The 21,696-nt window shown below is 63.1% G+C and carries 21 protein-coding genes; 11 read left to right on the top strand and 10 right to left on the bottom strand.

Translation table 11 applies throughout. The annotated features are described in order from the left end of the window. Nucleotides 1-4: 4 nt before the first annotated feature. From ACFSC3_RS11200 to ACFSC3_RS11155, 10 genes are all read left to right on the top strand, one after another. Nucleotides 5-586 (top strand): YdeI/OmpD-associated family protein, encoded by a 582-nt coding sequence (locus tag ACFSC3_RS11200; protein WP_380940497.1) that lies wholly within the window; start codon nucleotides 5-7, stop codon nucleotides 584-586. Between the two features lie 19 nt (nucleotides 587-605). After that, a complete protein-coding gene (locus ACFSC3_RS11195) occupies nucleotides 606-896 on the top strand; it encodes a hypothetical protein (protein ID WP_380940495.1) in 291 nt (96 codons plus the stop codon). A 215-nt stretch (nucleotides 897-1,111) separates the two neighbouring features. After that, nucleotides 1,112-2,014 carry a heme o synthase gene (locus tag ACFSC3_RS11190; protein WP_380940494.1) on the top strand — a complete coding sequence of 301 codons (903 nt, stop codon included), beginning with the start codon at nucleotides 1,112-1,114 and terminating at the stop codon, nucleotides 2,012-2,014. Next, nucleotides 2,011-2,148: a hypothetical protein gene (locus tag ACFSC3_RS11185; protein ID WP_380940493.1), complete on the top strand. Its 138-nt coding sequence runs from the start codon at nucleotides 2,011-2,013 to the stop codon at nucleotides 2,146-2,148. Before ACFSC3_RS11190 ends, ACFSC3_RS11185 begins: the two co-directional genes overlap by 4 nt. Further along, nucleotides 2,148-2,681, top strand: coding sequence for a cytochrome c oxidase assembly protein (locus ACFSC3_RS11180; RefSeq protein ID WP_380940492.1), 534 nt, complete (start codon nucleotides 2,148-2,150; stop codon nucleotides 2,679-2,681). The genes ACFSC3_RS11185 and ACFSC3_RS11180 overlap by 1 nt, the downstream gene beginning before the upstream one ends. 339 nt (nucleotides 2,682-3,020) lie before the next feature. After that, nucleotides 3,021-3,890 (top strand): cytochrome c oxidase subunit 3, encoded by an 870-nt coding sequence (locus ACFSC3_RS11175; protein ID WP_380940490.1) that lies wholly within the window; start codon nucleotides 3,021-3,023, stop codon nucleotides 3,888-3,890. Nucleotides 3,891-3,897: 7 nt separating this feature from the next. Beyond that, nucleotides 3,898-4,266: a DUF983 domain-containing protein gene (locus tag ACFSC3_RS11170; protein ID WP_380940489.1), complete on the top strand. Its 369-nt coding sequence runs from the start codon at nucleotides 3,898-3,900 to the stop codon at nucleotides 4,264-4,266. After that, nucleotides 4,263-4,871 (top strand): SURF1 family protein, encoded by a 609-nt coding sequence (locus ACFSC3_RS11165; protein WP_380940488.1) that lies wholly within the window; start codon nucleotides 4,263-4,265, stop codon nucleotides 4,869-4,871. The genes ACFSC3_RS11170 and ACFSC3_RS11165 overlap by 4 nt, the downstream gene beginning before the upstream one ends. A 222-nt stretch (nucleotides 4,872-5,093) precedes the next feature. Further along, nucleotides 5,094-6,497, top strand: a complete 1,404-nt coding sequence (thrC, locus tag ACFSC3_RS11160; protein ID WP_380940487.1) for a threonine synthase — start codon at nucleotides 5,094-5,096, stop codon at nucleotides 6,495-6,497. A 94-nt stretch (nucleotides 6,498-6,591) separates the two neighbouring features. Continuing rightward, nucleotides 6,592-7,467 carry an RsmD family RNA methyltransferase gene (locus ACFSC3_RS11155; protein WP_380940485.1) on the top strand — a complete coding sequence of 292 codons (876 nt, stop codon included), beginning with the start codon at nucleotides 6,592-6,594 and terminating at the stop codon, nucleotides 7,465-7,467. 25 nt (nucleotides 7,468-7,492) lie between these two features. Here the strand turns inward: ACFSC3_RS11155 and ACFSC3_RS11150 are convergent, their stop codons facing one another. The 9 genes from ACFSC3_RS11150 to ACFSC3_RS11110 form a co-directional block, all read right to left on the bottom strand. Continuing rightward, nucleotides 7,493-7,741, bottom strand: a complete 249-nt coding sequence (locus ACFSC3_RS11150; RefSeq protein ID WP_380940484.1) for a hypothetical protein — start codon at nucleotides 7,739-7,741, stop codon at nucleotides 7,493-7,495. Beyond that, entirely contained in the window at nucleotides 7,734-8,510 is a 777-nt protein-coding gene (locus ACFSC3_RS11145; protein ID WP_380940482.1) for a response regulator transcription factor, read from the bottom strand. Before ACFSC3_RS11145 ends, ACFSC3_RS11150 begins: the two co-directional genes overlap by 8 nt. Nucleotides 8,511-8,581: 71 nt before the next feature. Continuing rightward, a complete protein-coding gene (locus ACFSC3_RS11140; protein WP_380940481.1) occupies nucleotides 8,582-9,283 on the bottom strand; it encodes a response regulator in 702 nt (233 codons plus the stop codon). 13 nt (nucleotides 9,284-9,296) lie between these two features. Continuing rightward, a complete protein-coding gene (locus ACFSC3_RS11135) occupies nucleotides 9,297-10,778 on the bottom strand; it encodes an ATP-binding protein (protein WP_380940479.1) in 1,482 nt (493 codons plus the stop codon). Next, on the bottom strand, nucleotides 10,778-11,281 hold the full coding sequence (locus ACFSC3_RS11130; RefSeq protein WP_380940915.1) for a YfiR family protein: 504 nt from the start codon (nucleotides 11,279-11,281) through the stop codon (nucleotides 10,778-10,780). The genes ACFSC3_RS11135 and ACFSC3_RS11130 overlap by 1 nt, the downstream gene beginning before the upstream one ends. A gap of 6 nt (nucleotides 11,282-11,287) precedes the next feature. Further along, nucleotides 11,288-13,312 (bottom strand): TonB-dependent receptor plug domain-containing protein, encoded by a 2,025-nt coding sequence (locus ACFSC3_RS11125; RefSeq protein ID WP_380940477.1) that lies wholly within the window; start codon nucleotides 13,310-13,312, stop codon nucleotides 11,288-11,290. Between the two features lie 3 nt (nucleotides 13,313-13,315). Then, the gene (locus tag ACFSC3_RS11120) at nucleotides 13,316-14,830 is read right to left on the bottom strand and encodes a putative bifunctional diguanylate cyclase/phosphodiesterase (RefSeq protein WP_380940475.1); all 1,515 of its coding nucleotides are present in this window, start codon (nucleotides 14,828-14,830) and stop codon (nucleotides 13,316-13,318) included. 599 nt (nucleotides 14,831-15,429) lie between these two features. After that, nucleotides 15,430-16,692 (bottom strand): hypothetical protein, encoded by a 1,263-nt coding sequence (locus ACFSC3_RS11115; RefSeq protein WP_380940473.1) that lies wholly within the window; start codon nucleotides 16,690-16,692, stop codon nucleotides 15,430-15,432. 47 nt (nucleotides 16,693-16,739) lie between these two features. Further along, nucleotides 16,740-18,272 carry a hypothetical protein gene (locus ACFSC3_RS11110; RefSeq protein ID WP_380940472.1) on the bottom strand — a complete coding sequence of 511 codons (1,533 nt, stop codon included), beginning with the start codon at nucleotides 18,270-18,272 and terminating at the stop codon, nucleotides 16,740-16,742. A gap of 615 nt (nucleotides 18,273-18,887) precedes the next feature. On the opposite strand from ACFSC3_RS11110, the gene ACFSC3_RS11105 reads away from it, so the two are divergent. Then, a complete protein-coding gene (locus ACFSC3_RS11105; protein WP_380940471.1) occupies nucleotides 18,888-19,928 on the top strand; it encodes a glycosyltransferase family 2 protein in 1,041 nt (346 codons plus the stop codon). On the opposite strand, the gene ACFSC3_RS11100 is transcribed toward ACFSC3_RS11105, so the two are convergent. Continuing rightward, the gene (locus ACFSC3_RS11100) at nucleotides 19,914-21,578 is read right to left on the bottom strand and encodes a glucosamine inositolphosphorylceramide transferase family protein (RefSeq protein WP_380940469.1); all 1,665 of its coding nucleotides are present in this window, start codon (nucleotides 21,576-21,578) and stop codon (nucleotides 19,914-19,916) included. The genes ACFSC3_RS11105 and ACFSC3_RS11100 overlap by 15 nt on opposite strands. Nucleotides 21,579-21,696: the final 118 nt, after the last annotated feature.

Raw genomic sequence — 21,696 nt, 5'->3', positions numbered from 1 at the left:
CGCTATGCCCCGCGACGCGAGAGTCGATAGCTACATCGCTGCACGCGCCCCCTTCGCGCAGCCGATCCTCGCGTGGCTGCGAGACCGTGTCCACGCCGCAGTCCCCGATATCGACGAATCGATCAAATGGGGCATGCCGGCGTTCCTGCTGGGTGGCCGCCCCTTCGCCAACATGGCGGCGTTCACGGCCCATGCGACCTTCGGCTTCTGGAACCGCGCCGACGCGCCCGCCGGCCGGGAGGGCGAGGCGATGGGCCAGATGGGGCGGATCGAATCGCTCGCCGACCTGCCCGACGCCGCAACGTTCGAGGCGATGGTCCGCGACCGTGCCTCTGCCACGCCGGCCAAGCGCGCCGTCAAGCCGCCCAAGCCCGAAGCAGTCGTACCGGACGCGTTGACGACCGCGCTTGCGCAGGACGATGCCGCCCGCGCCACCTTCGATGCGTTTCCCCCAAGCGCCCGTCGCGACTATTGCGATTGGGTGGCCGAGGCGAAGCGCCCCGAGACGCAGGCCAAACGCGTGGCGCAGACCGTGGAATGGCTGCGCGAAGGCAAGCGACGCAACTGGAAGTATGAAAGCTGCTGATTCGAACGGGAGACTGACGATGCAGACTCTGGCGCTTCTTCTGATGCTGGCCGCGCCGGGCGGCGAGACGATCGTGGCGCAACCGTCCGTCCCGCCGCATTGCAGCCCGACGGCCGACAAGACCCGTGGTGCGAAGGCCCCCAATTCGATGAAGCTCGGCGACCAGCCCCCCGCGGCGCAGGTTCTGACGGTGTTCCGTCGCGATGCGAGCGGGTGTCCGAAGCCGGTCGTGCTGCGCGAGGGGATCGGGGCGAATCCGGAAAAGGCGCGGCCGATCCAGGGTGGCGGGGCGTTGCTGCCGGTGCGTTGAGGTCGTCGGAAGAAGAAGACCCTCACCCTTCCGCGGCTCCACCGCTCCCTCCCTCTCCCGCGAAGGCGGGAGAGGGACCGACAAACCCCTCTCGCGCCTTCGCGGGAGAGGGAGGGGCCCGCCGCAAAGCGGTGGGAGGGTGAGGGTCTTCTTCTTACCTAGCCCCAACACCCTTTCCCCTTCCCCCACATCGGCTTATAGCGCGCGGCAATCTCATGACCGCTGCCGACACCCCGCTGACCCTGCCCGCCGAATGGCGCGACTTCCTGGCGCTGACCAAGCCGCGGGTGATGACGCTCGTCGTCTTCACAGGGCTTTGTGGCATGCTCGCCGCGCCGGTCGCGATCGATCCGGTGCTCGGCTTCACCGCCATCCTGTGCATCGCGCTCGGCGCAGGCGCCGCGGGTGCGCTCAACCAGTGGTATGAGGCGGACATCGACGCGGTGATGAAGCGCACGCAGGGCCGCCCCCTGCCCGCCGGACGGATGGACCGTCAGGCCGCGCTGCACTTCGGCGTCGGGCTGGCGATCTTCTCGGTCGTGCTGATGGGGCTGGCGGTGAACTATGCCGCCGCCGGCATCCTGACGATCTCGATCCTGTTCTACGTGCTGGTCTACACCGTCTGGCTGAAGCGCCGGACGCCGCAGAACATCGTAATCGGCGGTGCCGCCGGCGCCTTCCCGCCGCTGATCGGCTGGGCGGCGGCGACGGGGCAGGTCGCGCTTTTGCCGCTTCTGCTGTTCGCGACCGTGTTCCTGTGGACGCCGCCGCATTTCTGGGCGCTCGCGCTGTTTATCCGCATGGATTACGCCAATGCCGGCGTGCCGATGCTGCCGGTCGTCGCGGGCGAGCGGGCGACGCGGACCCAGATTGGGCTCTACACCATCCCGATGGCGCTCGCCGCGGTCGCCCCCTGGCCGCTGGGGCTGACCGGCCCCATCTATGGCGTGAGTGCGGTGGTGCTGACCGCGATCTTCGGCGCGATGGCGTTGCAGGTCGCGACGCGCACGACCGCGGACGGCGACAAGATGCAGCCGGAAAAGCGGCTGTTCAAATACAGCCTCGCGTATCTCGCGCTCATTTTCGCGGCCGAGGTCGCAGACAGGTGGATGGCATGACCCCCAACGAAGAAAGCGAAGTCCGTCGCCGGCAGAAGAGCCGTTCGATCGTGATGGCCGTGCTGCTCGGCGCGTTCGTGATCCTGATGTTCGCGATCACCATTTCCAAGATCAAGGCCGGGATGCACCCCTGATGCAGCGCACGCATCGCACCGCGCTGATCGCCGCGCTCGGCGTCTGCGGCATGACCGGCCTCGGCTTCGCAAGCGTGCCGCTCTACAACATGTTCTGCGAAGCGACCGGCCTGAACGGCACGACCAACCGCGCCAATGCCGCTCCGGGCGCGTCGGGCGGCAAGATCACCGTCGCGTTCGACAGCAACGTCAGCCCGAAGCTCGCCTGGGCCTTCAAGCCCGAGGTCGAACAGACCAAGGTCGACATCGGCGCCCGCGACATGGAATTCTTCAGTGCGACGAACAAGTCCGACAAGCCGATCACCGGCACCGCGACCTACAATGTGTCGCCGGCGCAGGCGGGGAAATATTTCACCAAGATCGAATGCTTCTGCTTCACCGAACAGACGCTGAAGCCGGGCGAGACGGTCCGCATGCCGGTCATCTTCTTCGTCGACCCGAAGATCAAGGACGACCCCGACGCGCGGGACATCGACACGATCACGCTCAGCTACACCTTCTATCCGGTCGAGAACGGCAAGACGAAGGGCTGAACCCTATTTCGTCATGCCGGACTTGATCCGGCATCCAGGGCGATACGCGGCGCCGGGTTTTAAAGAAGAAGGCTGTTCATGTGCCCTGCGGGCACAAGGCGCAAAGGCGCTAAGAGCTCAGCCCGCTTGGCTGCGTAGCAGCCCTACCATCGACCGCCAGAGGTGTCTTCCGATCGCGAGCGTCAGGCACGACACCTTCGCGCCTTCGCGCCTTCCGCCCCGCAGGGGCGCCCGAACATCCTTCTTCCTTACCCCCTTCTTCCTTCGTTTCTGCCACCTTGCCCTCAGCGCGCCTCCGCCCTAGAGCATCCCGCAAACACGTCGAACAGGGACGCCCTCATGGCCGGTGCCAAGAATCACGATTATCATATTCTGCCCCCCAGCCCCTGGCCGCTGATGGGGTCGCTGACCGCCGGTCTGCTGGCGGTGGGTGGCCTGCTGTGGATGAAGGGGCATCACTTCGGCCCGGCCGTCTTCGGTCTCGGCTTCGCCGGCGTGCTGGCGACGATGTATTTCTGGTGGGCCGACGTCATCCGCGAGGCGAATGCCGGTGACCATACGCCGGTCGTCCAGCTGCACCTGCGCTACGGGATGATCCTGTTCATCGCCTCCGAAGTCATGTTCTTCGTCGGCTGGTTCTGGGCGTTCTTCGACTTCTCGCTGTTCCCGGCGATGGTCGGGTACACGCCGGGCGCGCATGGCGAGGCGGGATCGGTCGAGCTGTTGACCGAAGGCGTGGCGACCTGGCCGCCCAAGGGCCTGGAGGTCATCAACGCCTTCGAACTGCCGCTGCTCAACACCTTCATCCTGCTGCTGTCGGGAACGACCGTCACCTGGGCGCACCATGCGCTGATCCACGGCGACCGCGAGGGGCTGAAGAAGGGTCTGTGGTGCACGATCCTGCTGGGCGCGGTGTTCAGCTGCATCCAGGCGTATGAGTACATGCACGCGCCCTTCCCCTTCAAGGGTCTGAACTACGGCGCGTCGTTCTTCATGGCGACCGGCTTCCACGGCGTGCACGTTCTGATCGGCACGATCTTCCTCGCCGTCTGCCTGATCCGCGCGTACAAGGGCGACTTCACGCCGCGCCAGCACTTCGGCTTCGAAGCCGCCGCCTGGTACTGGCACTTCGTCGACGTCGTGTGGCTGTTCCTCTTCGTCTCGATCTACGTCTGGGGCAGCTGGGGTGCGCCGGTCCACGGCGGCTGATCACGGCATGACCGCGCCCGGCCTTGCCGAGGCGGCTGTAAAGGGTCTGTGTCCCCGCTGTGGGGCGCGGACCCTTTTCGCAGGCGCCGTCCGCTTCGCCCCCCGCTGCTCGTCGTGCGGGCTCGACTTCGCCAGCTTCAACGTCGGCGACGGCCCCGCCGCCTTCCTGACATTGGGAGTCGGCGGACTCGTAACGCTGCTCGCCGTGCTGCTCGAACTCGGCGCCGAACCCCCGTTCTGGGTTCACCTGCTGCTGTGGCCCGCGCTGACGCTGGCGTGCGTGCTCGGCGGCTTGCGCCTGGCCAAGGCGGCGTTGATCGCCGCAGAATATGCCCAGGCCGCGCGTGAAGGCCGGCTGGTGAAGGACGACGAATGAAGCGCTGGCCCGTGATCCCCACCCTCGTCGTCGCGATCGCCATCGTGGCGATGATCGGCCTCGGCTTCTGGCAGCTTGCGCGCCGCCAGGAAAAGGAGGCAGCACTCGTCCAGCTTGCCGCCAATGTCGATCGGCCGCCGGTCCTGTTCCCGGCGGGCGGCACCGGCGACGACCTGTTGTTCCGCAAGTCGGCGATCGACTGCCTGTCCGTCACCGACATCGCGCGCCAGAGCGGACGCACCGCCGGCGGCACGCCGGGCTGGCGCGTCATCGCCGCCTGCCGCACGCCGACCGCGGGCATCGTGGCGGTCCAGTTGGGCATCGCGAGCGACTTCAACACCGCCCCCGCCTTCTCGGGCGGCCCGGTGACGGGATACCTCAGCTATGCCCCCGATTCGCAGCCGCTGATTACCGACCTGTTCAATCGCAGTCCCAAGCGCCTGATGCTCATCTCCGACGCTCCGCCGATCGGCCTCACCGCCAATCCGGGGCCGGACCTGTCGTCGGTGCCGAACAACCACCTCGCCTATGCCGTGCAGTGGTTCCTGTTCGCCGGTGTCGCGGCGATCATCTACCTGCTCGCGCTGCGGCGGCGGCGTCCATGATCACCCTGCTCCCGCGCAGGCGGGAGCCCAGGGCGGCAAGCTAGATCCTTCGAGACTCTGGGCTCCCGCCTTCGCGGGAGCGCTGACGGGCCTTGGTAGTGGTGTCGCCTTCGCGGGAATGACGGTCGATAGGGTTCGGCACACCCTCCACCACCCAGCTTTACCCGCCCGCCAGCCAAGCTTTCTTGCCCCCCGCCCCCGCCGACGCTAGTCCGCGCGATCATGCGCTACGAAAGCACCCGCGGCACCGCCCCGACCCTCGATTTCCGCGACGCGACCCTCGCGGGTCTGGCGAGCGACGGCGGGCTATACGTGCCGGAAGCCTGGCCGACGTTGAGCGCAAACGAGATCGCCGCGCTCGCCGGTCTCTCCTACGCCGAAACCGCCGCGCGGATCATGACGCCGTTCGTGGGCGACACGCTGAGCGCGGACGAACTGCGCGCGATGTGCGAGGCCGCTTATGGCCGCTTCAGCCATGCCGCGGTGACTCCGCTGGTCCAGCTCGACCAGCAGCATTTCCTGCTCGAATTGTTCCACGGCCCGACGCTTGCCTTCAAGGACGTCGCGCTCCAGTTCCTCGGCCTGCTGTTCGAACGCTTCCTGACCGGCAGCGATACTCACCTGACGATCGTCGGCGCGACCAGCGGCGACACCGGGTCGGCCGCGATCGACGCGTTGGCGGGTCGCGAGCATGTCGACATCTTCATGCTCCATCCGGAAGGCCGTGTCAGCGACGTGCAGCGCCGCCAGATGACGACGGTGCTGGCGCCCAATGTCCACAACATCGCGATCCGCGGCGATTTCGACACCGCGCAGGCGCTGGTGAAGGCGATGTTCAACGACGACGCCTTCTCGCAGCGCTTCACGCTCAGTGCGGTCAATTCGATCAACTGGGCGCGGCTGATGGCGCAGGTGGTCTATTATTTCTACGCCGCCGTCCGCCTCGGCGCGCCGGATCGCCAGGTCGCCTTCTCCGTCCCCACCGGCAATTTCGGCGACGTGTTCGCCGGCTATGTCGCGGCGAAGATGGGGCTGCCGGTCGCTCGGCTGATCGTCGCGACCAACGTCAACGACATCCTCCACCGGGCGCTGTCGGCGGGCGATTATTCCGCCGGCACGGTCACGCCGACCGCGGCACCGAGTATGGATATCCAGGTCAGCTCGAACTTCGAACGCCTGCTCTACGATCTGGCCGCGCGAGACGGCGGCGCGATGGCCGACCAGATGCGCGGCTTCGAATCGACCCGCGCGATGCGCCTGACCAACGCCCAGGCCGAGGGCGCCGCGGCACTGTTTACCAGCGATCGGGTCGAGCCCGGCGACATGTCGGAGACGATGCGCTGGGCCTGTCACGAGGCCGGGCAGGTCATCGATCCGCACACCGCCATCGGCCTCGCCGCGGCGCGCCGCGCGGGCTTGCCCGCCGATGTGCCGGTGGTGACGCTGGCGACCGCGCATCCGGCCAAATTCCGCGACGCGGTCGAGCGCGCGACCGGCAGCCGACCCACCCTGCCCGGCCGCGTGGGCGACCTGTTCGATCGCGAGGAACGCTATGCGACGCTCGACGCGACGTTCGAGGCGGTGACCGCGTACATCGCCGAGCGCGCGGTGGCGAAAGTGCGCTGAGCCAAGTTTCCGTTCGCCTTGAGCTTGTCGAAGGGCTGTCCTTCCTAGAAAGAAAGGGCAGGGCTTCGACAGGCTCAGCCCGAACGGAGTTGGTTTGGACAATCTAATTTCTCTCATCGGCGAGCCCTGGGCCGATTATGGCCTGATCGATTCCGGACATGGGCGAAAGCTGGAGCGCTACGGCCGCTTCCGCTTCGTTCGGCCCGAACCCCAGGCGATGTGGGCGCCCTCCTCCGACGACTGGCAGGCGGACGGCGAATTCATTCCCGGCGCGGACGAGGATGGCGGCGGGCGCTGGGAGCTGTCGCGCGACGTGCCCCAGGGCGGCTGGCCGCTGTCGTGGCGCGAGGCGCGCTTCACCGCCAGCAACACGCCCTTCCGGCACCTGGGCTTCTTCCCCGACATGGCGCCGGTCTGGGACTGGATGCGCGGGCGGATCGCCGACGCAGCCGATCCGGAATGCCTCAACCTGTTCGGCTACACCGGCGTCGGCACGCTGGCGCTGTCGGCGGCAGGCGCGCGGATGGTGCACGTCGATGCGTCGAAGAAGTCGGTCGAGGCGGCCCGCGCCAATGCGGCGCTGTCCGGCATGGCCGACCGGCCGGTACGCTGGCTGGTCGAGGACGCCGCGAAGTTCGTCGCCCGCGAGGTCCGCCGCGAGCGCCGCTACGACGGGATCATCCTCGACCCCCCGAAATGGGGCCGCGGTCCGAATGGTGAGGTCTGGAAGCTGGAGGAACACCTGCCCGCACTGATCGCCGACTGCCGCCGCCTGATCGACGCCGACTCGCGCTTCCTGTTCCTGACCGTCTATGCCGTCCGCCTGTCGGCGCTCGCGATCGGCGAGCTCGTCCGCCAACACTTCGCTGACCTGCCGGGCCGGGTCGAGTGCGGCGAACTTGGCGTTCGTGAAGAGAGCCGCGGCCTGACCCTCCCGACCGCGATCTTCGCGCGCTGGTCGCGGGACTGACGACGCAGCTGTCGATGAAGGGCCGTCAGGCCACTCGGGCAATATTTCGCACAGGGGTCGCATGCGGACGCCGCCGCTCGCCGATCCGTTCCGCCATATAGACCAGGTCCGAACAGGCCCGCCGCATACGGCGCAGATCCTCCTGCACGACCGGAGAGAGGGATTCCGTGGCCAGGATCAGGTCGATCGATCCCGAGATGATCCCCAGCTTGTTGCGCAAGGCATGCTGGAATTCGGCGGAGTCATAATCCGTTACGTCGTCGTGTTCAGCCATGCGCGACGGCGTCCTCGACGCTCGATCGTTCCGTGAAGACATAGCCGCAGCCGCGGGCGGCCCGAAGCGGCAGCATCTGACCGGTCATGGCTTCCGTCTTGCGGCGGATTCGCGAAACCATCACGTCCAGACTGCGGTTGTCCGCATCGAGCCGCGGCTTGCCGAGACGCGCATTGATCGCATCACGCGAATGGACCTGCCCGGGCTGTTCGATGATCGGGCCGAAAGCCGTATATTCGGCCGAAGACAGGTCGACGGAGCCCCCGTTTGGAGCCGTCAGCCGCCATTCCGTCCGGTTCAGGACCCAGACGGGCTTGTTCGCCGGCTCGGCCGGGCGAGCGTCGTCCAAAGGACCGCCGAGCCGCTTGGCGAGATTGCGGATCACGCTTTCCAGTTCGCGCAAATCGACCGGCTTGGCCAGATAATGGTCGACGCCCATCGACAGCCCCAGCAGGCGGTCGGCCTGCTCGCTGCGCCCGGTCACCATCACGATCCCGAGCATCGATCTGGCGCGAAGCCGCGCCGCCGCCACGAAACCGCTCTCGCCCGGCAGATTGACATCCAGGATGACGATGTCCGGGGAGGTCTCATCGAGGATTTGTTCAAGTTCGGCGACGCTTTCGCATTCCGTCACGGTCATCCCGGCGCTCCTCAGAAAGCGCGCGATGATCGCCCGATGATCGCCATCGTCCTCGACGAGGATGATCGAGATATCGGGCTGCACGTTCAGGCGGTGCCCTTTGCGCAATGTCCGCATGTCGTTGGTCATATCGATATCACCAGGATTTGAAGAGAGTTCGACCGATTGACGCAAAATCCGCGGATCGACCCATCAGGTGGTTATGCTGCCGCGGCACCGGTTCGCGGACGACCCAGGATCGCCTGGGCCTCCGCACATCGCGCCTCGATCGTCTCGACAGCACTTCGCGCCGCGTCGGACGTCTCGATCGCGCGCAACGTTGCGCATGTCTGCGCGATCGTGCCGACAAGGCTAGAGACCTTCGCCAGTTCCTCGTCGAGCGGGGAGCGATCGCGCTGGAACGTCTCCTGCAACACCTTGCGCACCTCGCCGAGCTCGACCGCCTGGGCGGCGGCGCGCGCGTCGAGGCGGCTGTTGGCCTCGCTCAACGACAGCGCCTTTTCCCGTTGCAGCAGGCAAGCGTCGATCCGCGCCTTCAGCACCGCAAAATCGATCGGCTTCACGACATAGTCGTTCGCGCCATGATGCAGCGTGGTCGAGATCGAGGCGCTGTCGGTCCGGGCCGTCAGCATGATCACCGGCAGGTCCGCCAGCCCGGGCGTCGCGCGGATTTCGCGCAGGACCATCGGCCCGTCCATCTCCGGCATCATAAAATCCAGCAGCACCAGGTCCGGCGACATGACGCGGATCATGTCGAGCGCCGCCGGGCCGCTGTCGGCCACTAGGCATTCATAGCCCATCCGCTGCAACCGCCGCTGAACGATCGAGCGATTTTCCAGCACGTCGTCGACGACCAGAATAAGCGGCGGCGACGCTTCCGACGTCGTGATCTGCAATGTCATATTACCATGTCTTTCAGAGGGAGCGCTGCGCGCCGGTCACGCCCGCGGGCAGACGCTGGGGAAGGATCATCGTAAATTTCGAGCCGACGCCGACCGTGCTGGACACCTCCATCCGACCGGACATCAGGCGGACGAATTCGTCGGTGATCGCCAGGCCCAGCCCGGTCCCGCCAAACTTGCGCGTCGTCGACGCATCGGCTTGCGAAAAGGGTTTGAACAGCCGGTCGATCAGCTCCATGTCCATGCCGACCCCGGTGTCCTCGACCGAAATGCGGACGCATTCGGTGTCCGGCATTTCCTCGACCGTCACCGTGATGACGCCGTTGCTGGTGAACTTGCAGGCGTTGGCGCCGATATTCATGATGCACTGGCGCACCTTCGTGGAATCCAGGATCACCGGCCGCATCCGGGACGGCATGTCCAGTACCAGACGGTTTCCATTGCGCGCCGCCAGCGGGCGCAACGTCGCCTCCACTTCGCGGACGAGCGCGAGCATATCGAAGCCGTGCAGGTCCAACGACACCTGACGCGCCTCGATGCGGGCGAAGTCGAGTACGCCGTTGATCAGCGTCAGCAGGTGGCGGCCCGAGGCACTGATGACCCGCAGATCCTCCACATGCGGGCTATCTTCCTCCGCCAGATCCTCCTCGACGATCTCGGCATAGGCGATGACTGCGTTCAGCGGCGTGCGCAGCTCGTGGCTCATCGCCGCCAGAAAGTCCGACTTCGCGCGATTGGCCTCCTCCGCCGTGTCCCGCGCGTCTTCGAGCTCGGTCAGCGTCTTCGCCAGCGTCGCCTCGCGCCGCTGCACTTCCTTGATCATCTGATTGAAGCCCGCGAGCACCCGGTTGATCGCCGGATCGCTGGAGGACGATGCCCGCAGCGAATAGTCCCCCGACCGCGTCACACCTTCGATCGTGGCGAGCAGCTTGTTGAGCGGCCCCATCAGCATCGGCATCAGCTGACGGGTCGCCAGCGTCGCCATGACAGCCGCCCCGATGAGCAGGATGACCGCGACTCCCGCCGCCCGCGCGGCCAGGGTCGACAGGCTCTCGCCCTCACTGGTCAGATCCAGCCAGCCGACGACCTCGTTCGTGACGATGATCGGCATCACAATTCGCGTTGCCGGACCCAATACCGAAATGCCGACCTTGGCGCTGCGCGATGGCGAAGGGGGAAGCTCGATCGTGCCCGGGCGACGGCCGCTGGCCAAGGCTTGGTTCTGTCTGTCGACGATCGAGATGGCGACGGCGCTCTTCAGTGCTGCGGTCACGATTTCGTTGGCCGCCGCGCGATCCCCGAACACGACCGGGGCGCTGGCCGCCGAAGCCAGGACCTCAGCGATATGACGGTTCTGGCTCTCTGCCCGATCGCGCGCATCATTATATTGCCACAGCGCGAGCGCGGAACAGCTGATCGTCAGCGCGAATACGGTCGACAGGGTCGCGACGAGCGTGACCCGCATCCGGAAATTGGGGCGGATTAGGCGCCGCACTATTGATGGACTACCGACGCCAGGTTCAACAGGCGTGCGCTGAACTGCACGCCTTTTCGTGCCGCCGCCTGGTTGTTGACCTCGAAGACGATCTGGCGACCGAAGCGGCGCAGCTCGACCATTCCGCCGCGATCGATGAACCGGTCGACATCGCCGATCGTCACCGTCGCGCCCGACAACGCCGACGACGGCATGTCGCCCTGGACGAATGCGATGGCACAGCCGGACCGGATCTCTTCCGGGCGCGAAATGAAGCGGATGGACAGCCGGCCGTCCGGCACGCCCCGCCCGTCAAGATGCTCGAAGGCGCGGGCCGTCTCGCCATTCGCCAGAACGCACATGGTCAGCCGCGACGACGGCTGCGGCGGCAGCCGAGTGAAGCGGATGATATTATAGACGATGGCCGCCTTCAGTTCGCCGGTGTTCGGGGCGGTCGTGGCCGTGGCGGCGGGTGGGGACAGCGCGACGGATAGCATCAGCGCGATTGCGGTCAGGAAACGCATCACGGCTTACATCCGCAACCGCAGATCGAACGCGATCTGTCGGCTGATCACCGCCGGAGCCGCGGAAACCAGGCTCTCGCGGAACTCCAGCCTGTTCTTGTCGAGCAAATTCTGACCGACAAGCGACAGGGTAACATTGCCGCTCAGCTGGACCGCGGCCCTGAGATCGAAGGTCGTATAGGCCGGAACGCCGACGTTCTTCAGTTCGCCGACGTGCCGGAGCCATCCATCGATCTCCACATTCGGTCCGACATCCCAGTGCGCGCGCACACCGCCTTGCTGACGCGGGGTCGTCATCAGGCCCGGCTGGGGGAACAGCGGCAGGCTGTATCCGAATTGCGCCAACAGAGGCGTCAGGCCGGACGCGTCGAATACGGGTCTGACCTGAAAGCGGCTGTCGATGAACGAATAATATCCATCCATCCGAAGCGATGATGTCGCGGTCCAGGTGACGGCAGCTTCCACGCCGGTGCTGGTTGAGTCGCTGTTGTTGACGAGCGCATAGTTCGCGGTCACCCGCGGCATGCCGCCGTCGAAGCGGATGTCAGCCCCGAGCGGCGCGGCCCCGACCAGATCCTTGTAGCGGTTATGATAGGCCGCGATATCGAACTTCAGCGACTCGCCGATGTTGAAGCGGACGCCGGCCTCCAGCGAGTCGAGGCGCGCCGACCGCAGCGATGGCGTGCCGGACGCAGTGACATCGACGAAGATTGGGCTGTAGAAGCGCCCCGTCGGCCCGGCGGTCGTCGAGAGATGCGCGTCGCGCTCCAACAGCGAAGGGGTCCGGACCGCCCGCGATGCCGACAGCCACAGGCGCGCGTCGCCGATCCGGCCGAGCAGGCGCACGCTGGGTTGTACGTTGAAGCCGGTGATGCTGCTGTTTTCCAGCTTGGTGCCGACCGTCAGCCGCACTTTGTCCGAAACGAGCCAATGGTCATATTGCACGAAGCCGCTGACCAGATTGTCGCTCGAACCGTCGCTCAGGAACCCAATCGACGATGCCTGCGACTTGAGAATATTCTGGGTCAGTCGATAGTTGATGCCGAACCCCAGTTCGTCGCTGCCGACCGCGATATTTCCGTTGGCCTCGACATTGTAGATCGATTCCCGAATGCTGATCCCGCTTTCGTCGCGGGACACATGGTTCACGAAGCCCTGTGCCATGAACGAGGACGCGTCGGCCTGACCGCGAGACCAGCGGACCAGGACGTTGCTGTCGGTAAATCCTCCTGCGGTCAGCCCCAGATCGCCGAGGCCGGACTTGGCAGGCCCGAACTTGCCGACGCCGATCCCGGCCTTGAAGGTCAGCGCATTGTCGGCATCGGGTGCGGCGTCGATCTGCGCGCTCAATTGTGCGCCTTGCGTCTCGATCGGTGCCGTACCGCCGTCACGGGTCAGGGCCGAGGCGAGCTTGCGCCGCGCCGCACCGGTGACGCGATAGCCTGTCTCCGCATCACCGCCGCCGGCTTGTAGCGCGACATCCTGACCGTCCGTCCCGCTGCGGGTATTGGCGGTGACGCCGCGCGCCTGGGCGGTATCCTTCGTGATGATGTTGATGATGCCGTTGACCGCATTCGCGCCCCACAGCGTCGCGCCGGGGCCGCGCACCACTTCGATCCGCTCGATCTGGTCGAGAGGGTCGAGCAACTGGTCCCACAGCACGCCGGACAGTGCCGAGACATAGATCGCGCGCCCGTTCACCAGCACCAGCACGCTGTTGGCGAAGCGGGTATTGAACCCGCGCATCGAAACCGCGGTGGAATTGCCGTCGATCGATCCGACCTCGACGCCCGGCACCATCCGCAACAGGTCCGGGATGGTCCGCGCGCCGCTGCGCCGGATGTCCTCCTGCGTGATGACGAACACCGCGGCGGCGGCGTCGGCGACACGCTGCCGCTTCTTCGCCACCGACGTCGCCTGCAGCGTCAGCAGGTCCTCAAGCGAGTAACGGGTCAGATCCTCGGCGGCGGCCGGTGCGGCACTCGCCAGCAAGGCGGCCGCGACGCCGACCGCGAAATTGGTCCGGCGCATGGTTCAGGCCCGCCCGTCGTCGCTGTGCGGGCGCGAATTGGCGAGCCAGGGCAGAACCGCGTTCTCCGGCAGCGGAAGCGAATAGTGGTAGCCTTGCAGCAGATGGCATCCCATCGCCGTGAACAGCGAAACCTCGGCCTCGGACTCGATCCCCTCGATCACGACCTCGTGCCCCAGCGCCCGGCCGAGTTGGACGATGCATGACACCACTTCGCGCTGTGCCGTGTTGCCGCTCGCTTCGCGCGCCAGCGACTGGTCGACCTTGAGCCGGTCGAACGGGAGCTGGGACAGCCGCGCGAAATTCGAATGGCCCGTCCCGAAATCGTCGATCGCCAGTCGCACGCCGAGCGCGCTGAGCTGCTGGAGGTTGTCGAGTGCGACATGACTCGCGGTCGTCACCGCCGTCTCGGTCACCTCGATTTCCAAGGCCCGCGGGTCGGCGCCCGTGCGCACCAGCCATTCGCGCACGAAGCCGATGAATTCCGGTTGCGCCAGCTCCTCCGCCGCGACGTTCACCGCGATCGTGCACGGACACCCCGCCTCCTGCCACTTCACGATCGTCTTCATCGCCGTCGCCAGCACCCAGCGCCCGATATCGCCGATCAGACCGCAAGCCTCGGCCAGCGGAACGAAGTCGGCCGGCATGATGATGCCGTGTTCCGGATGCCGCCAGCGGATCAACGCTTCCATGATCGGTTGCGCGTTCGCGTCGCCGATCCGCACGATCGGCTGGAAATAGAGCTCGAACTGCTCCTCGATCAGCGCTTCGCCCAGCGCGCTCTCCAGCGCCGCCCGCCGCTGCGCCTCGTCCGCCATCGCCTGGTCGAACGTCGTCACGCGATTCGGCCCCTTGCGACCCGAATCTTGCAGGGCGAGCTTCGCATGGCGCAGCAGCGGGTCGTAGGACAGCGCATGATCCGGCACCATCGCCAGGCCGATGTTCGAACCGATCAGAATGGCGCGTTGCGATACGTAGAACGGCTCGCGCAGCGCGTTGATGAGCGCCACCGCCTGGCCCTCCGCGTCCTGCACTTCCTCGACCTCGACGAGCGCCACGAATTCGTCGCCCCCCAGCCGCCCGATCAACGGCGGATCGCCCCGCCCCCCAGCCTTCAGGTGGATCGTATCGAGCACATGCGAGATCCGCGCCGCCGCGAGCGCCAGCAGCTGGTCGCCTGCCGAATAACCCGACGTGTCGTTGATTCGCCCGAGGTCGACGAGATCGATCAGCAGCAGCGCGTGGCAGCGATCGGCCCGCACCAGCCGCTCCGTCGCGGTCTGCTTGAAGCATGACGTCGACAGCAGCGCGGTCAGTTCGTCACGGCTTTCCGCCAGCGAACTCGCGTTCCGGCGCGCGCGGATCGATCGGATGAGGCGCTGGAACGCATCGCGCAGCACCGGCGGAAGTGCCTGTTCCCGGCGGGGCGAAAGATGCAACTCGCCACCAGCGATATCGCCAATGATTTCCGCGATTTCGGCAACCGAAACCCGACCGGACTGCCAGTCTACAACGTCCATCGCCCCGCCCGAAATACGAGAGCGGCGCCATAGCCGCAATCGACCGGCTTCTTGATCCTGGCGATTAAGAATCTGTTAAATCAAGGGTATGGATGAATACCGTCCGTGCCGTTAACTAAGCAAGTTCCGGCTATCTATGCAGCGACAAGCGAAGCAGGCTAATCTTATGCTTGTTAAGCCTGCGCTACATACGACTGATTTTCAGCATTTTATTCATTCCGGACCGGAATCATCACCGCGGCCAGCTTAATTACATTAGCCGCACAGGATATCATTAGCTCAGATATTACCTAATGTAACAAAGCGATACGCGAGCACGTATCACCCAAACGTCGAGTTCCGGATCCTTCGGCAAGCACACGCCAGGTTCGATCCCGCTTGCCCAGCCCACCCTCCGCTAACTCCGCCCACCCACGCCGCACGACGACCTGAGCGTCGTTTTTTCGTCGAGCAATGCTGTCGCGGCGGCGGGTAACTTTCAGTTTCGTCTGCGCAATCGGCGCGCTGGCGAACATCGGAGTTGCGGAATGGCTTTTTGCGCGGAAAACCTATTAAGTATTTTCCGCGGTCGCCGAAGTTCTCATCGGCGTTGTATAGAATTACACCATGCCCTCACTGCTCACTTGGTAACGACGACGACGTCTTAAATCAATCAGCATCATTACGCAGCCAGAAGCAGCAAACACCAGCAGCGGATAACTAAGGTAGGTGTAGCGCTGGACTGGTTGAAAAAACGCCATTTCCATTGCCGGGACGACGATAAGTATCGCGGGATAGATCCAACTACTTCGCCGGGACACCAGCATCAACGCAATACCGACGACACCCAGCGTGGCCAGGGTTCGGATGAGGTAGGCTCGGAGACGGCCTCCGCGTTCACTACCGCCGAGGGCACTGAATTGCCAACCGTCGGGAAATATGGCTTGTCGGATGTGGCGCACGGCAAGTGTTGCCGCCGCCGCTGGATGCGCGCCAATCCAGCGCCACGTTTCTCTGCCGAGCTCATTAGCGTAGCTCGCCTCGCCCCCGGCCGCCTTCATTGCGCGATAAGGCGCCGAGCCCATCGTCGGATGAATCTCCCGGAGCCGCTTCATAAACGTGCCGCCGGGATCGGTCGTGTCCACGGCCGCCGGATGCATAGCCAAGGCAAGTTCCAGTCCGCTGTTGCTACGTAGCAAGACCGGGCGATCCATGACGATCGCATTCCGGATTGCCCATGGCCCGACAACGGCGACGAGGGCCAAGGCCGCCACTGCCGCGACCAGGAACGTGCGGGTCAGCGGCACGCGAGCCAGGCAGTAGATCGTCACGCAGAGGTAGCCGGCCACTCCCCAGACAGGATTCACGAAAAACAGGAGTGCGGCTATCACCGCTAACGGCCATGTCTGGCGGACGCTGATTTCTTGCGTAGCCATCATTCGGTTGAATAACAGCGCCGTAAGACAGGCGGCCAGACCGCCATCCCACACCCGAAAATCAACCGTCTCTGGCCAGAAATAGACGGGGACGAGGCAGAGAAAGGCAAGCGCACCAAGCCGAAGGATTGCTGGAACACCGAGCCGGCCGAAAGCGCCATACAGCAGAAAATAGGTCGCGAGCGCCAATCCGATCGACCAGCACCCCAGGATGGTCTCCGACACGACGCTGCCGGTACCGAAAATGCTATAAACCGCGGCGGCGATGCCCGGCGTGATTGGTGTGACGTGCGCCGTCGCGCCCTGTCCCGCGTGATAGGCGTCGGCGAAGCCACGGCCATCCGCCAGCGCCGCGGCGACATTATATGCCTCACCCAGCGCCCGGCTCTCGGTAAAGGAGACGTAGAATAGCCGCAGCGCCGCTCCGGCAGCGAGAAGAAGGGTCACGGCGGCCCTCTCATGCGCCGCCGCCAATGGTGCTCGAAGCCTCGCGATCATCGGTTTGCACTTTCGCGCGTCGAGCGCTTCACAGCATATAGAATGGTGGCACCATCGTCGTAGACGGGGCGTAGCCAAGGACGCGATGGCCAATCGGAACGCGGCACGTCGAGAAGCCAGACGAAATCGAAAGCATCGCGCGGCAGCGCGTCAAGTCGATCTGCGAAGAGCGGCGGATAGTCACCGACGCATCGCTCGGTGGACACCACCTCTGATGGTGAGTGCCGAAACGTTCCGGCCGATGCATAGCGGACGCGAAGAAGCTGCAGAGAACCAGCCTCGAACTGATCATTCACGAACGCGTTTCGGCGGATAACCGCTATCCCGCCAAGATGTTGGCGACGACTGTTCGTCCAATTTGCCAATGTCGGCCGGCAAGCATTGACGGTGAAAGTGGCGATCCGGCTACCTTTCGGCACTAGATCCAGAGCACGCAGCGTGGATGCGTAAGACGCGTCGTAGGCGAGCAAGCTCGCGGCCGTAGCGCTCAGCCGCAGTAGCAAAACCCCGAAAGACAGCGCTGCCCAGCGCGCGATGTCTCGCGACACAGGCACTTTGATGGCGAGCAGCGCGTACGCGACCGCCCACGGCAGCAACCGTGTTTTCAGATAGGCCGAATCGTTGACCGAGTCCGGGATTGCAATGAACAGTGCCAGCAGCCCGAAGGCAGGCCAACCAAGGTCTGGAATTACGGCGAGGCCCCGAAAACGGCATAATGCAAGCGCCAGAATTGCCAGCAAGACAGCACTTGTCAAAAGATCTATTGCGATCCAGCGGTCGCGGTTGAGTGAGATCAGCGCTTTCGCAATTCCGCCAACATCAAAGACACCTCCAATAGTGCCCGGCGCGCCGCTCGCCGATAAGAGCGTCAACACGGCACCCGTACCCAACGGCACCGCGGAAAGGATCGTTTGCAAAAGAGCGCGAGGTATCGGTTCGTTCTTCTTCAAACGGCGGAAAAGCTCGAAGGCGAAGCAAAGTACACAAAGTGCGAGCCATGCGATCGCGTGTGTAACCCAGATCACCGCGGCAATAGCGGCAAAAACGGCGGACCGCCGCCAGGCCGGGCCATTCGACCAGCGAATCCACAGCGGAAACGCTAGCGCAACAAACGCCATTCCAAGCGCATAATTCACGAAGCCGTAGTGAAAAGGGTATGCGTAGCAAAAGACCAAAGCCAGCGGCGTCGTAGCCTGCAATTTACCGTGCACTTCATATGTGACCCACAGGAAGCCGGCGGACATCAACATTGGTATCGCGAGGACGGTTAGTTTCGTGGCGGTTTCGACTTCGATCCACCGACCAAGCAAGGTGACGATCAAATCGACGCCAAGATTTCCCAGCAATGCCCATTGATAATCGTAATAACGCGCAATCGGCGCTTCTCCGCCGCCGAGCGACACAGCATAGCGACCCATATGGCCAGGCAGGTCAAGCAGCGGCGGGATTGCGGGCCAGAGCAGCGGAACTGCTGTCACCAACACCAATGCCGCGAGGATCGCTTTCCGCTCCCACCAGTGTTCGGTCATAAAATCGCAGCCCCCGCCCTGAAAATCAGCGTAGCGCTCGCGGGCCTTAGTTGTCGAGAGCGAGGCAGGTAAATAGCCGCCAAGGCGGGCAACTGGCGCTATTCGGCCCGAGATGCGCGGCCTCGACCGAAGGCGATCACCACCGATGGTCTACGCAGCCGCGATGCTACCATGGACGAGCTCGTCCGCCACGAGAGCCAAGAGATAGGTCGCCGGGCCGACAACCGGGTCGAGAACACCCACCCCCATCCCGACCTCAAACGCGAGCCATGCTGCGCTTGAGGCGCATAAGTGGCGCACACAAGTCCGTCCACAACCATTTCCGGCTCGAGAGCCACCTCGTCGACCGACACACATGGAAAGAGCGCCGCTCAGCCGCCCGGACGGAGTGTCAGACCCTGGCAGGCGAAGGCTGACGAGTGCAAAGCATTGCGTGCATCGTCGAGAAGGCGGTTCGCAAGCGGCTGACAGCACCGCCCCGATCCTTTCCGAACCGACAATCCTATACAGACTTCAAAATGGGGGCGTGGTAGGGCGATGCTGCTGATGTCTCGGAGATATCCTGAACCTCAGAGTTTGCTTTGAATTTCGCAGTCACAGCGGGGAGGCGACAGCGTGAGGCGTGAAGAAATCACCGACCGCAAAGAAGTATATGACCGCGTCGGTCTTAATCGCGTCGGAATTGTCATCATTGGCAAGAACGAAGCGAAGAATATAAAAAGATGCCTGGACTCAGTAGCTAATTATAAGAACATCGTCTATGTCGATTCCGCATCCAGCGACGACAGTGTGTCCATTGCTAAAGAACACGGCGTTGACGTCATTGAGTTGGAGGCGTCTAGTTTGCTCACAGCAGCGCGCGGTCGTAACGAGGGCGCTTGGTATTTTGCGGGCAATGCCGATATAGATTTCATCCAATTTATAGATGGCGACTGCGAGCTAGCTCCCGATTGGATCGAGACTGCTGTGAAATTTCTGGACTCTGATCCGACCGTTGCAGCCGTTTGTGGCCGACGGATGGAGCGTTATCCTGCCGCCTCCATTTACAACAAGCTCGCGGATCGCGAGTGGGACACCGCTGTTGGTCAGGCAGAGTCCACGGGGGGCGAATCGCTCGTACGTTTAGCAGCGTTTCGTGAGTGCAACGGCTTTGCTGCCGATCAGATCGCTCATGAAGAGCCTGAGTTTTGCGCGAGACTGCGGGATAGAAACTGGAAAATCTGGAGACTTGATAAGCTGATGTCGGTCCACGACGCCGCTACATTCAGATTTAAGGAGTATTATCGCCGCAGCCGCCGAGGCGGCGCTGGCATGATGCAGGCCATTTTGCGACGAAATGCGAAAATGGATAAGGCCGGTGCGACCATCCTTGCGCGCGCATTTGTCTGGGCCGTATTCCTTCCCGTCGCAATCGTAATTCTGTTCGTTTTAGAGTGGAAGATTGCGACGATTTTTATGTTCCTGTATATCGTGCAGCTAATTCGGTCGACCTGGCGGACGGCTAAATCTGGACATTATAGTAACGGTGAAGCGCTTCGTGTTTCGCTGTTGGGCCTTTCTGCAAAATTTGCAGAGGCGGATGGCGCAATGCGATCCCTTTACCGTTTTGCTCGTGGTCGACTATTCGAGTCGCAGACCAAACTAAAGGAACTTTGATTCCCTCTTGGCGCCATCGATCAATGTAAAGCCATCCATTTCCGAAAGGGTGTGCAAGCCGTCAATATAAGCCCCTTCAGGAACCGGTTTAATAACCGATCTCCGAATCTCGCGATAGTCTGTAGGAGTAATTCTGACAATCTCGTTAATGGTTACTGCGCCACCGTAAATTCTTGAGCAGTCCTGGGCCGGCCGATAAAGCTTTCCATTGTGAAAAAACGGTGTGCCCGCCGGACGAGCCGACGTAACATCTGATTTGACGGGATTGAGTGGATGAGCCGTCCAGGGTCCATCCAGCGTATCACCGTATAGGATATGCAGATGTGTGTTCTGAGCATGGCCATCGACAATCGCAAAGATCCAATACCTGCCATCATGATAAAGAATCGTGGTATCAATCAGATCGGTATCGCCTAAAATAGTGCATTTCGATTGAATGACCCCAAATTCGTCGAAGGTGAAAGACGAGACATCACGAGCTTCGCTATGCTCCGGAACGAACACCCAACCACCCTCTTTTTTTGTTACAAAGGGGTAAGACAAGTGGGTTGGCGCATTCAGAGCTGTTGCGACGTCGCCAAACTTCTTTCCGTCGAAAAGTGACGTGGCAATATCACCCCTGCCTACGCGCCAATCAAAGCGTTCGAAAAAAACACGAAATAGACCGCTCTCGAGCTTTAGACCGAATGGGTCGGCGAAAAATTCTCCTGGTCCAGGTGTCATCCATATTGCCGAGCCGAGCGCCTTCTCCTGTCGGTTCTTGCCCTCCAGCCCGGCGACCGCCGCGATCGAGTCGGGTATCGCCGCACAATTCCACGTTTGGCGACGCAAGCGATAGTTGACGAACGTCTTCCATCGAGAAATCAAACCAGTGAAGGCAAACCTGATGACCTGAGGCGTAGTGGGCTGCTTATAGACCTTTCCCAAACTATTTGCCGCCTCGGGATCGATAGACGGAAAACCATTTAAAAGGATATCATTGCAAGCGCGCGCTACAAACGACGACGCGCCAAAATAGAGCGTATCGCGGGTTCGTGCATATGAATGTGCCGTGACGGAAAATTGCCCCTTGTGTAAAACCCGGCCGGCATCGAGCTTTTCACTAAGAACCTGAAGCATTGCGCCTGCAGTGGACTCGCGATTGTATATCTCCCAAAAGCCGGGAGGTTGGCCTCGGTAGCTATGATGGTCTCCATGATGATAAGACCACAGACCATATCTCGCTATGGAAAGTATATCACCCGTGAGAATACCAAAGCCGAAGCGCAATATAAAGTCTGGCTCTAGTTCCTGAATCTTTGCTATCGTATCATGGTCGAATTTTTCCGCGAAACGGCCAGCCGAGAGTGTTTTTGCGTACAAAACTGGAACTTGATCGTCGAGAACCAGGCTACTCGCTCTTGTTGCCTTACTAAATGGGGTAACAAAAAGCCGGTTGAAAAGACGCCATGTCAGGAGCCGCCTATCGGTCCACCGCCCCTTCCACTTTTCAAAAACGCTTTGCGCAGGGGCAGGCGCCTTCACCACGACGCCAACCAAAGTGCCCACATTTGCGGCCAGAATTTGCCGGACGCAATCTGCCTGCCATTCGTCTATACGCAGACCGTTACTTAGAACAACAAACCGCAGAGGTCTCATGCCGCTTTGCATAATGTGTGAATTCCTCGAGCGCGAGCGAAGCGCTCAGCGTTAGCAGTTGGTTGCCGGGGGGGCGTTCTCGTGGCGTTGCACCTCGCGCCTACAGAAATTCAGGCGCTGTCGCATCGGG

The sequence above is a fragment of the Sphingomonas floccifaciens genome, from assembly GCF_042681125.1.
Lineage (GTDB): Bacteria > Pseudomonadota > Alphaproteobacteria > Sphingomonadales > Sphingomonadaceae > Sphingomonas > Sphingomonas floccifaciens.
Note: the sequence above shows the minus strand (reverse complement) of the source record. Positions and strands in the feature narration are given on the sequence as shown.

What these genes read in the sequence shown, in the direction of transcription:
- ACFSC3_RS11195 (WP_380940495.1), top strand. Translation starts at nt 606, where the DNA reads ATGCAGACTCTGGCGCTTCTTCTGATGCTGGCCGCGCCGGGCGGCGAG.
- ACFSC3_RS11130 (WP_380940915.1), bottom strand. Translation starts at nt 11,281, where the DNA reads ATGCGTTTCCTGACCGCAATCGCGCTGATGCTATCCGTCGCGCTGTCC.
- ACFSC3_RS11170 (WP_380940489.1), top strand. Translation starts at nt 3,898, where the DNA reads ATGACCGCGCCCGGCCTTGCCGAGGCGGCTGTAAAGGGTCTGTGTCCC.
- ACFSC3_RS11145 (WP_380940482.1), bottom strand. Translation starts at nt 8,510, where the DNA reads ATGACCAACGACATGCGGACATTGCGCAAAGGGCACCGCCTGAACGTG.
- ACFSC3_RS11180 (WP_380940492.1), top strand. Translation starts at nt 2,148, where the DNA reads ATGCAGCGCACGCATCGCACCGCGCTGATCGCCGCGCTCGGCGTCTGC.
- ACFSC3_RS11175 (WP_380940490.1), top strand. Translation starts at nt 3,021, where the DNA reads ATGGCCGGTGCCAAGAATCACGATTATCATATTCTGCCCCCCAGCCCC.
- ACFSC3_RS11120 (WP_380940475.1), bottom strand. Translation starts at nt 14,830, where the DNA reads ATGGACGTTGTAGACTGGCAGTCCGGTCGGGTTTCGGTTGCCGAAATC.
- ACFSC3_RS11200 (WP_380940497.1), top strand. Translation starts at nt 5, where the DNA reads ATGCCCCGCGACGCGAGAGTCGATAGCTACATCGCTGCACGCGCCCCC.
- ACFSC3_RS11140 (WP_380940481.1), bottom strand. Translation starts at nt 9,283, where the DNA reads ATGACATTGCAGATCACGACGTCGGAAGCGTCGCCGCCGCTTATTCTG.
- ACFSC3_RS11100 (WP_380940469.1), bottom strand. Translation starts at nt 21,578, where the DNA reads ATGCAAAGCGGCATGAGACCTCTGCGGTTTGTTGTTCTAAGTAACGGT.
- ACFSC3_RS11150 (WP_380940484.1), bottom strand. Translation starts at nt 7,741, where the DNA reads ATGGCTGAACACGACGACGTAACGGATTATGACTCCGCCGAATTCCAG.
- ACFSC3_RS11110 (WP_380940472.1), bottom strand. Translation starts at nt 18,272, where the DNA reads ATGACCGAACACTGGTGGGAGCGGAAAGCGATCCTCGCGGCATTGGTG.
- ACFSC3_RS11165 (WP_380940488.1), top strand. Translation starts at nt 4,263, where the DNA reads ATGAAGCGCTGGCCCGTGATCCCCACCCTCGTCGTCGCGATCGCCATC.
- ACFSC3_RS11190 (WP_380940494.1), top strand. Translation starts at nt 1,112, where the DNA reads ATGACCGCTGCCGACACCCCGCTGACCCTGCCCGCCGAATGGCGCGAC.
- ACFSC3_RS11125 (WP_380940477.1), bottom strand. Translation starts at nt 13,312, where the DNA reads ATGCGCCGGACCAATTTCGCGGTCGGCGTCGCGGCCGCCTTGCTGGCG.
- ACFSC3_RS11185 (WP_380940493.1), top strand. Translation starts at nt 2,011, where the DNA reads ATGACCCCCAACGAAGAAAGCGAAGTCCGTCGCCGGCAGAAGAGCCGT.
- thrC (WP_380940487.1), top strand. Translation starts at nt 5,094, where the DNA reads ATGCGCTACGAAAGCACCCGCGGCACCGCCCCGACCCTCGATTTCCGC.